Here is a 10,866-nt window from a genome sequence, read left to right as displayed (position 1 = left end):
GGACGATTTCGGTGGCGAACGAGGACAAGCTCCGCTATTTCTTGAAGCGAGTCACCGCGGACCTCCAGGAGACCCGGCGGCGCCTTCGTGACTACGAGGACGCCGCCGGGGAGCCGGTGGCCATCATCGGCATGAGCTGCCGCTATCCGGGAGGCGTCGACTCGCCCGAGGACCTGTGGGAGCTGGTCGCGGGCGGCCGTGACGCCGTCGCCGGGTTCCCGGCCGACCGCGGCTGGGACCTGGACGCGCTCTACGACCCGGATCCGGAAGCCCGTGGCACGAGCTACGCCCGCGAGGGCGGGTTCCTGAGCGACCTCGCGCGGTTCGACGCCGGTCTCTTCGGGATCTCCCCCCGGGAGGCCCTCGCCATGGATCCCCAGCAGCGGCTGCTGCTGGAGACGTCGTGGGAACTCTTCGAACGGGCCGGCATCGACGCCTCCTCGCTCGCGGGGAGCAGGACCGGTGTGTTCACCGGCGTGATGAACCACGAGTTCCTCGCCGCCCTCCAGAACTCCCCGGAGGACCTGGAAGGCTACCTGGGCACGGGCACCTCGGGCAGTGTCGCCTCCGGACGGCTCTCGTACACCTTCGGGCTTGAGGGCCCGGCGGTCACGGTCGACACGGCATGCTCCTCGTCCCTGGTCGCCCTGCACCTGGCCGTCCAGTCGCTGCGCAACGGCGAGTGCTCGCTGGCCGTCGCGGGCGGTGTCACCGCGATGGTCGGCCCCGCCACCTTCGTCGGCTTCAGCCGCCAGCGCGGACTGGCGCCCGACGGCCGCTGCAAGGCGTTCGCGGCCGGCGCCGACGGCACCGGCTGGGGCGAGGGCGCCGGCCTGCTGCTGGTGGAACGCCTCTCCGACGCCCGGCGCAACGGACACGAGATCCTCGCCGTCGTCCGCGGCTCCGCCGTCAACCAGGACGGCGCCTCCAACGGCCTGACCGCCCCCAACGGCCCCTCCCAGCAACGGGTGATCCGCCAGGCCCTGGCCGCCGCCCGGCTGACCACCGCACAGATCGACGCGGTCGAGGCGCACGGCACGGGCACCCGGCTCGGCGACCCGATCGAGGCGCAGGCGCTCCTCGCCACCTACGGACAGGGCCGCCCGGACGACAAGCCGCTGATGCTGGGCTCCATCAAGTCCAACATCGGGCACACCCAGGCCGCGGCCGGTGTCGCGGGCATCATCAAGATGGTCATGGCCCTGCGCCACGGCGAACTGCCGCGCACGCTGCACATCGACGCCCCCTCCCCGCACGTCGACTGGTCGACGGGGGCCGTACGGCTGCTCACCGAGAACAGGCCCTGGCCCGCGTCCGACGAGCCGCGCCGGGCCGGTGTCTCCTCCTTCGGGATCAGCGGCACCAACGCGCACACGATCATCGAAGAGGCCCCGTCCGCCGAGGCGTTCGCGCCGGACACCGAGGACCCGGACGCTGCGGAGGAAGGCGCGGAGAGCACCGAGGCCGTCGCCCCGGAGGCCCTGCGCCCGGCCGAGGTCGGACCGGTGCCGTGGGTGCTCTCGGGCCGGACCGAGGAGGCCCTGCGCGCCCAGGCTGAACGGCTGTTGACCCGCGTGGACGCCGAAGTCCCCCTGTACGACGTCGCGTTCTCGCTCGCCACGACGCGCACCGCCCTGGAGCACCGCGCGGTGGTCCAGGGCGGGACGCCGGACGAACTCGCCGCAGGACTGCGTGCCGTGGCCTCCGGCTCCCCGGCCCCGGGCATCGCCCGCGGCCTCTCCGGCACCGGCGGCCGCGTCGGCTTCCTCTTCTCCGGCCAGGGCTCACAACACCTTGGCATGGGGCGCGAGTTGTACGAGGCGTACCCCGTGTTCGCCGCGGCGTACGACGAGGTGTGCGCGGTTCTGGACGCGCCCGTGGACGTGGACTCGGAGGAGTTGAACCAGACGGGTTCGACGCAGCCCGCGTTGTTCGCGGTCGAGGTGGCGTTGTTCCGGTTGTTGGAGTCGTGGGGCGTGCGGCCGGACTATGTGGCCGGTCACTCGGTCGGTGAGATCGCGGCTGCTCATGTGGCGGGTGTGCTGTCCCTTGAGGACGCGGCCAAGCTGGTGTCGGCGCGTGCGCGTCTGATGCAGGCGTTGCCGGGTGGCGGTGCGATGGTCGCCGTACAGGCCACCGAGGACGAGGTGCTGCCGCATCTGACCGATGGCGTGGGCATCGCGGCGATCAACGGCCCCCGGTCGGTGGTGGTTTCGGGCGCCGAGGACGCGGTCGCCGCGATCGGTGAGTCCTTCCGGGAGCAGGGCCGTAAGACGTCCCGGCTGAAGGTCAGCCACGCCTTCCACTCGCCCCTGATGGACCCGATGCTGGAGCAATTCGCCGAGGTCGTGGGCGCGTTGGTGTTCGCGAAGCCGAGGATCCCGGTGGTCTCCAACCTCACCGGGCGGCTGGCCGAGCCGTACACCCCCGAGTACTGGGTCCGCCATGTGCGGGAGGCGGTGCGGTTCGCCGACGGCGTGAAGACGCTCGGCGACCTGGGGGTGACCACGTTCGTGGAGATCGGTCCGGGCGGGGTGCTCAGCGCCCTCGCCCAGGGCTGCCTGGACGACGACGTGGTCACCGTGCCCGCGTTGCGCGCCGACCGCCCCGAGCGGGCCGCGCTCGTCGCCGCCGTGGCCGAACTGCACGTACACGGCGTCTCGCCGGACTGGCACGCCTTCTTCCCGGGTGCCCGACGGGTCGAACTGCCCACCTACGCCTTCCAGTACGAGCGCTACTGGCTCGACACCGCGGCGGCCACGCGCGGCGACGTCCGCGCCGCCGGTCTCGGTGCGGCCGACCATCCGCTGCTGGGCGCCGCCGTCTCCCTGGCCGGCGGCGACGAGCGACTGCTGACCGGCAGGCTGTCCCTGCGCACCCATCCCTGGCTGAGCGACCACACCGTGCTCGGGACCGTGCTGCTGCCCGGCACCGCGTTCGTGGAACTGGCCGTGCGCGCCGCCGACGAAGCCGGCTGCGACCTGCTGGAGGACCTCACCCTCGAAGCGCCCCTGGTGGTGCCCGAGCAGGGCGGTGTCGCGGTGCAGGTATGGGTCGGCGCGGCCGACGGCTCCGGCCGCAGGCCGCTGACCGTGCACGCGCGCCTTGAGGACGACACCGACCTGCCGTGGGTCCGCCACGCGACCGGCTTCGTCACCGAAGGGAGCGCCACGGCGGGCGGCGAGGAGGAGAAGGCCGTCGGCCGGGCACTCGGCGCATGGCCGCCCGCGGGCTCCGAACCGGTCGAACTCGACGGTCTCTACGACCGGTCGGCCGCCCTCGGCCTGGCGTACGGGCCCGCGTTCCGCGGACTGCGGAGCGCCTGGCGCACGGGTGACGAAATCTTCGCGGAGGTCGCCCTCCCCGACGGCACGGACACCGGGTCCTTCCTGCTGCACCCGGCGCTGCTGGACGCGGCCCTGCATGCGATCGGCGCGGGCGGGCTGGTCCCCGAGGCCGACGGGCCGCTCCTGCCGTTCGCCTGGTCCGGGGTGTCCGTGCACGCCACGGGCGCGTCCACCGTACGCGTGCGGCTGGCGGCGGCCGGTACGGACACGGTGTCCCTGACGGTGGCCGACGGCGCCGGTCAGCCGGTGGCGTCCGTCGAGTCGCTGACCCTCCGCCCCGTGTCGACCGAGCAGCTCCGCAGGCGTTCCGCCGACGCGCTGTTCACCGTCGAGCGGACGCCGTTGAGCCTGGCCGCCGACGACACGGACGGGACGGTCGTCGCATACGTTCCGGACCTCGACGCACCGGCCGAGACCGACGGGTCGGCACAGCCGGACGTGGTCGTGGTGCCGTGCCCCGACGGGCCGGAAGGGGTGAGCGGGGCCGAGCGGGTCCGCGCGGTCACCACCGAGGTGTTACGACTCGTCCAGCGCTGGCTCGCGGAGGACCGCACGGCGCGCCTTGTCCTGGTGGCGCGCTGCGACGACCTCGCGCACGCCGCCGCGGCCGGACTGGTGCGCTCGGCCCAGGCGGAGAACCCCGGCCGGATCGTGCTCCTCGAAACCGACCGCCCGGACGAGGCGGCCACGCTCGTGCCCGGCGTCGTACGGACCGGCGAGCCCCATGTCGTCGTCCGCGAGCGGGAAGCCGGCGTACCGCGCCTGGTCCGTGCCGCCGCCGCCCGGACGACGGAGGACGCGGTCACCGGAAGCGCGGACAGGACGGACGACACGGTCACCGGGACCGCGGACGAGACGGACGACACGGTCATCGGGACCGCGGACGAGGCGGTCGGCAGCGCCCCCGCCCCCACCGGCCTCGGCACCGTGCTCCTCACCGGCGCCTCCGGCGCGCTGGGCGGCACCCTCGCCCGGCACCTGGTGACCGAACACGGCGTACGGCGGCTGCTGCTCGTCAGCCGACGGGGCGCGGACGCGCCGGGCGCCACGGACCTGGCGGCCGAACTCGCGGCGCTCGGCGCCGAAGCGACCTGGGCCGCCTGCGACCTCGCCGACCGCGCCGCCGTCGCCCGGCTGCTCGCCGCCCACCCGGTCGACTCCGTCGTACACACCGCCGGAGTCCTGGACGACGGCGTGATCGCCGCACTCACCCCGCAGCGCGTGGGCGCCGTCCTCGCGCCCAAGGCCGACGCCGTGCTCCACCTGGACGAACTCACCGCCGACAGCACGACGTTCGTGCTGTTCTCCTCCGCCGCGGGCGTCTTCGGCAACCCCGGCCAGGGCAACTACGCCGCCGCCAACGCCTTCCTCGACGCCTTCGCCCGGCACCGCCGCGCCCAGGGCCGCCCCACGGTCTCCCTCGCCTGGGGCCTGTGGGAGCAGGAAGGCGCCATGGCCGACGCCCTGGACGCGACGGGCAGGTCGCGGCTGGCACGCTCCGGAGTCCTGGCGCTGACCACCGAGGACGGCCTACGGCTGTTCGACGCGGCGCTCACCGCCGGCGAGCCCGTGCTCGTACCGATCCGCCTCGACACCACCGCCCTGCGCGACCGCGCGGCGGAGACCGTACCGGCCCCGCTGCGCGGGCTCGTCCGTGGCGCCCTGCGCGGCACCGCCCAGCGCGCGGCCACCGGATCCCTGGCCGACCGCCTCGCCGGGCTGACCGGCGACGAGCGCGCGGAGGCGCTCCTCGAACTGGTCCGGAGCGAGGTCGCCGCCGTGCTCGGGCACCCCTCGCCCCGGGCCGTCCAGCCCACGCACGCCTTCCAGGACCTGGGCTTCGACTCGCTGACCGCCGTCGAACTGCGCAACCGTCTCACCGGCGCCACCGGCCTGCGGCTGCCCGCCACCCTGGTCTTCGACCACCCCACCCCTACCGCCCTCGCCCGGCACATCGGCGACGAACTCCTCGACGCGTCCCCGGCCGCCACGGCCCGGCCCACGGCACGGCGGACCGTCGCCGACACGGACGAGCCGATCGCCATCGTCGGCATGAGCTGCCGCCTCCCGGGCGGCGTGCGCTCCCCGGAGGACCTGTGGCGGCTGGTGGCCGCGGGCCGCGACGGCATCTCCCGGTTCCCCGAGGACCGCGGCTGGGACATCGAGGGGCTGTACGACCCCGACCCGGAGCGCCTCGGCAAGACCTACGCGCGCGACGGCGGATTCCTGCACGAGGCGGCCGAGTTCGACGCCGGGTTCTTCGGGATCTCGCCGCGCGAGGCGCTGGCCATGGACCCCCAGCAGCGGCTCCTCCTTGAGGCGTCCTGGGAGGCGTTCGAGGGCGCCGGGATCGACCCGGCGGCGCTGCGGGGCAGCCGTACCGGCGTCTTCACCGGCCTGATGTACCACGACTACGGGCAGGGACCGCGCGAACTGCCCGAAGGCGTCGAGGGATTGCTCACCACCGGCGGCTCCGGCAGCGTCGCCTCCGGGCGCGTCTCCTACACCTTCGGCCTGGAAGGGCCCGCCGTCACGATCGACACGGCCTGCTCCTCCTCGCTCGTCGCCCTGCACCTCGCCGTCCAGGCCCTGCGAAGCGGCGAGTGCACGATGGCGCTGGCCGGCGGTGTCACCGTCATGGCGAGCCCGACCGTCTTCGTGGAGTTCAGCCGCCAGCGCGGACTGGCCCCCGACGGCCGGTGCAAGGCGTTCGCCGCCGGTGCCGACGGCACGGGCTGGGGCGAGGGCGTCGGCATGCTCCTCGTGGAGCGGCTGTCCGACGCCGAACGCCACGGGCACCGGGTGCTGGCCGTCGTCCGGGGGAGCGCCGTCAACCAGGACGGCGCGTCCAACGGCCTGACCGCGCCCAACGGCCCCTCCCAGCAGCGGGTGATCCGGCAGGCGCTGGCATCCGCCGGACTCAGCCCGGCCGATGTGGACGCCGTGGAGGCGCACGGTACGGGGACGAAGCTCGGCGACCCGATCGAGGCACAGGCGCTGCTCGCCACCTATGGGCGGGAGCGGCCCGGAGGACAGCCGCTGTGGCTGGGCTCGCTGAAGTCCAACATCGGCCACACGCAGGCCGCCGCGGGTGTCGCCGGAGTGATCAAGATGGTCATGGCGATGCGGCACGGCGTGCTCCCGCGGACCCTGCACGTGGACGAGCCGACGCCCCATGTGGACTGGTCGGCGGGCGAGGTACGGCTGCTGACCGAGTCCGTGGACTGGCCGGAGACGGACCGCCCCCGCCGGGCCGCCGTGTCCTCCTTCGGGGTCAGCGGCACCAACGCCCACACCATCATCGAGCAGGCCCCCGCGAACGTCGCCGAGCAGACCCGCACGGACGACGAACCGGCGTCCGGGTCCGGCGCGGTCGTGCCGTGGGTGCTGTCCGGCAGGACCGAGGCGGCACTGCGGGCTCAGGCCGCCCGCCTCGCCTCCTTCTTGGAGAAGAGCGACGGCAGCGACGATGGCGACGGCGAGGCGGCGTTCCTGACCGACGTGGCGCACTCGCTGGCTACGACCCGGGCGGCCTTCGAACACCGCGCCGTGGTCGTCGGGCCGACCCTCCGGGAACTTCGACGGCAGCTGGCCGGTGTCGCGGCCGGCGCCACCCCGCCCGGCGCGGTGACCGGCAGCGCACGCGGCGGCAGGACCGTCTTCGTCTTCCCCGGACAGGGCTCGCAGTGGGTCGGCATGGCCGCCGAACTGCTGGATACCGACCCGGTCTTCCGCGACCGCGTCGACGCCTGCGAACGCGCGCTGGCACCGCACGTCGACTGGTCCCTCACCGCGGTGCTGCGCGGCACGTCCGACGTCGAACAGGACCGGGTCGACGTGCTGCAACCCGTGCTCTGGGCGATGACCGTCGCCCTCGCCGAGGTGTGGCGCTCCTTCGGAGTGACCCCCGACGCGGTCGTCGGGCACTCCCAGGGCGAGGTCTCCGCCGCGGTGATCGCCGGTGCCCTCTCCCTGGAGGACGGGGCCCGCGTCGTGGTGCGGCGCAGCCTCGCGGTACGCGAACTCCAGGGGCTCGGCGCCATGGCCTCGGTGCCGCTCCCGGACGAGGAGGTGCGGGAACTGGTCGCCCGCTGGGACGGCCGGCTCGGCGTCGCCGCCGTGAACGGCCCCGCAACCGCCGTGGTCTCCGGTGACACCGACGCCGTGGACGAACTCCTCGCGCACTGCCAGCGGGAGGGCGTCCAGGCCCGCCGCGTCGCCGTCGACTACGCCGCGCACTCACCGCAGATCGAACGCGTCCAGGCCCAGGCCGCCGAGGGATTCGCCGGTGTCGGCCCGCTCCCCGGCGCCGTGCCCTTCTACTCCACGGTGACCGGCGGGAAACTGGACACGGGCGAGCTGGATTCCGGCTACTGGTACCGCAACATGCGCCGGACGGTCCGCTTCCACGACGCGATCCGGGCCGCGCTGACCGACGGATACGACGTCTTCGTCGAAGTCAGCCCGCACCCGGTCCAGTTGGCCGGTATCCAGGACGCCATCGAGGCCGCCGGGGCCGACGCCGCGGTCGTACCCACGCTGCGCCGCCGCGACGGCGGACGCGACCGGCTGATGCTCTCCCTGGCCCAGGCGCACACGCACGGCGTCGGCATCGACTGGGACGCCGTCCTGCCGGGCGCGCGCCGCACCGACCTGCCGACCTACGCGTTCCAGCACGAGCGGTACTGGCTGACGGCGGGCGCCCCGGCCGGTGACGTACGGGCGGCCGGTCTCGACGCCACCGACCACCCGTTCCTGGGCGCGGCGGTGGAACTGCCCGACGCCGGCGGCCATCTGCTCACCGGGATGCTGTCCCTGCGGGCCCAGCCCTGGCTGGCCGACCACGCGGTGCTCGGTACGGTCCTGCTGCCGGGCACGGCCTTCGTGGAACTGGCCGCCCACGCCGCCGCCGAGACCGGCTGCGACCTGGTGGAAGAACTCACCCTGCACGCACCGCTGATCCTGCCCGAGGAGGGCGGCGTCGCGCTCCAGGTGCTGGTGGGCGCCCAGGACGAGTCCGGCCGCCGCCCGCTGGGCGTGCACTCGCGCGCCGGTGCCGGATCCTGGGTCCGCAATGCCACCGGGGTCCTCACCACGGGCGCCACCCCGTCCGGCACCGACCTGCGCAGCTGGCCCCCGGCGGACGCCCGGCCGGTGGACCTGGACGGCTTCTACGACCGGCTGGCGGACCTCGGCCTGAGCTACGGCCCGGTCTTCCAGGGGCTGCGTGCCGCCTGGCGCGGCCATGACGCGGTCTACGCCGAACTCGCCGTCACCGACGAGGCGCGCACGGACACGTTCGGCCTGCACCCGGCCCTGCTCGACGCGGCGCTGCACGCACTGGGCGCGGGCGGCCTGGTACCGGCCGCCGACGGGCCCCTGCTGCCCTTCGCATGGTCCCGCGTCACCCTGCACGGCACCGGAGCGGCCGCCCTGCGGGTGCGGCTCTCCCCGGCCGGCGGGGACACCGTACGGCTGGAGGCCGCCGACGGCACGGGCCGTCCCGTCGTCTCGGTGGAGTCGCTGACGCTGCGCCCGGTGTCGGCCGAGCAACTGCGCACGAACGCCCGGGACTCCCTGTTCACCGTGGAGTGGGCACCGCTCACCGCACAGGCCGACGGGCACACCACGGTCGTACGGGCCTACGACGACATCTCCGCCCTCCTCGCCGCCCCCGCGACGGAGACCGGGGTACGGGCGTACGCGGACGCCGTGGTCGTGCCCTGCCCGGTCGGGTCGGGCACCGGCGCCGAACGCGTCCGGGACGTCCTGCGCAAGGTGCTCGGGCTGGTGCAGTGGTGGCTGGCCGAGGACCGGGTGGCCCGCCTGGTGCTGGTGACCAGGGGCGCGGTCGCCACCGGGGACGGTCCGGAAGCGGGAGCCGGCCAGGAAGCGGGAGCCGACCCGGTGCAGGCCGCCGTGTGGGGCCTGATCCGCTCGGCGCAGTCCGAGAACCCGGACCGCATCGTCCTCATCGACGCCGACGCCGACGCCGACGCGCACCCGGACGCGGTGAGCGCGGCCGACGGCGACGGGAGCACCGACGTGGAGCGGATCGCGGCGACCGTCGTCCCCCGGCTCCTCGCCTTCGAGGAGCCGCAGGCCGCGCTGCGCGGTGACACACTCCTGCTGCCCCGGCTCACCAGGACCGCCGCCGAAGCCCCGCGGGCCACCGTGGACTTCGGGCCGGGCCCCGTCCTGCTGACCGGCGCGTCCGGCGCCCTGGGCGGACTCGTCGCCCGGCACCTGGTCGCCGAACACGGCGTGCGCCGCCTGCTGCTGATGAGCCGGCGCGGGGCGGACGCCGAGGGCGCGGCGGAACTCCGGGACGAACTGACCGCGGCCGGTGCCGAAGTGCGCTGGGCCGCCTGCGATGTGGCCGACCGGGACGCCCTCGCCGAGGTGCTGTCCGGCACACCGGTGACGGCCGTGGTGCACACGGCCGGTGTCCTCGACGACGGGGTGCTGCCCGCGCTCACCCCCGAGCGCTTGGACGCGGTGCTGCGCCCCAAGGTGGACGCCGTACTCAACCTGCACGAACTGGTCGGCGATGTCTCGGCGTTCGTGGTCTTCTCCTCCCTCGCGGGCACCCTCGGCACCCCGGGCCAGGCCAACTACGCGGCGGCCAACGCCTACCTGGACGCCTTCGCCGGGTACCGCAGGGGACAGGGGCTGCCCGCGCTGTCCCTGCCGTGGGGACTGTGGCAGCGCACCGGCGCCATGACCGAGGACCTCGGCGGCGCCGACCGCGGCCGACTCGCCCGTGGCGGCGTACTGCCGCTGTCCGACGAGGACGGCCTTGAACTCCTCGACGCTGCACTGTCGTTGGGCGAGCCCGTGGTGGTGCCGGCCCGGCTGGACCTGGCCGCGCTGCGCAACGCGACCGCGCCGGTGCCGCCGCTGCTCAAGGCACTGGTCGGCGGCCGGCCGCGCCGTACCGACCGCGCGTCCGCCGTACCGCTGGCCCAGCGGATCGCGGGGCTGCCCGAGAGCGAGCGCGCGGACGTCGTACTCGTCCTCGTACGGTCCGAGGCCGCAGCCGTCCTCGGACACAGCTCGGCCAAGGCCGTCCAGCCCGACCAGGCCTTCGGCGACCTCGGCTTCGACTCGCTGACCGCGGTGGAGCTGCGCAACCGGCTGAACCGGGCCACCGGCCTGCGCCTGCCCGCGACGCTGGTCTTCGACCATCCGACGCCCGCGGCGCTCGCCCAGCGGGTACTGAAGGACCTCCCCGGCGGTACGGCGGGGACGGCACCGGTCTTCGACGAGCTGGACCGCCTCGCCGCCGCCCTGGACGGCGCGGGAACGGACGGTCTCGACAACGTCACCCGGACCAGGATCAACATGCGTCTCCAGGCCCTGCTCGCCCGCTGGAACGGGAACGAGCCGGCCGAAACCGGAGACACGGGCGGAGCCGAGACCGACGACGACCTCAGCTCGGCCAGCGACGAGGAGCTGTACGACCTCCTCGACGACGAACTCGGCAACTCCTGAACCGCGCAGGCCAAAAGGGGCGGGC

General features: G+C 74.6%; 1 protein-coding gene. It reads left to right on the top strand.

Annotated features, from left to right (window positions below; translation table 11 throughout):
- The first annotated feature begins 11 nt into the window (after positions 1 to 11).
- Positions 12 to 10,841 carry a type I polyketide synthase gene (locus tag AB0N90_RS20980; protein ID WP_365198624.1) on the top strand — a complete coding sequence of 3,610 codons (10,830 nt, stop codon included), beginning with the start codon at positions 12 to 14 and terminating at the stop codon, positions 10,839 to 10,841.
- Positions 10,842 to 10,866: the final 25 nt, after the last annotated feature.

Source organism: Streptomyces sp. NPDC093018 (assembly GCF_040684035.1).
Taxonomy (GTDB): Bacteria; Actinomycetota; Actinomycetes; order Streptomycetales; family Streptomycetaceae; genus Streptomyces; species Streptomyces murinus.
Note: the sequence above shows the minus strand (reverse complement) of the source record. Positions and strands in the feature narration are given on the sequence as shown.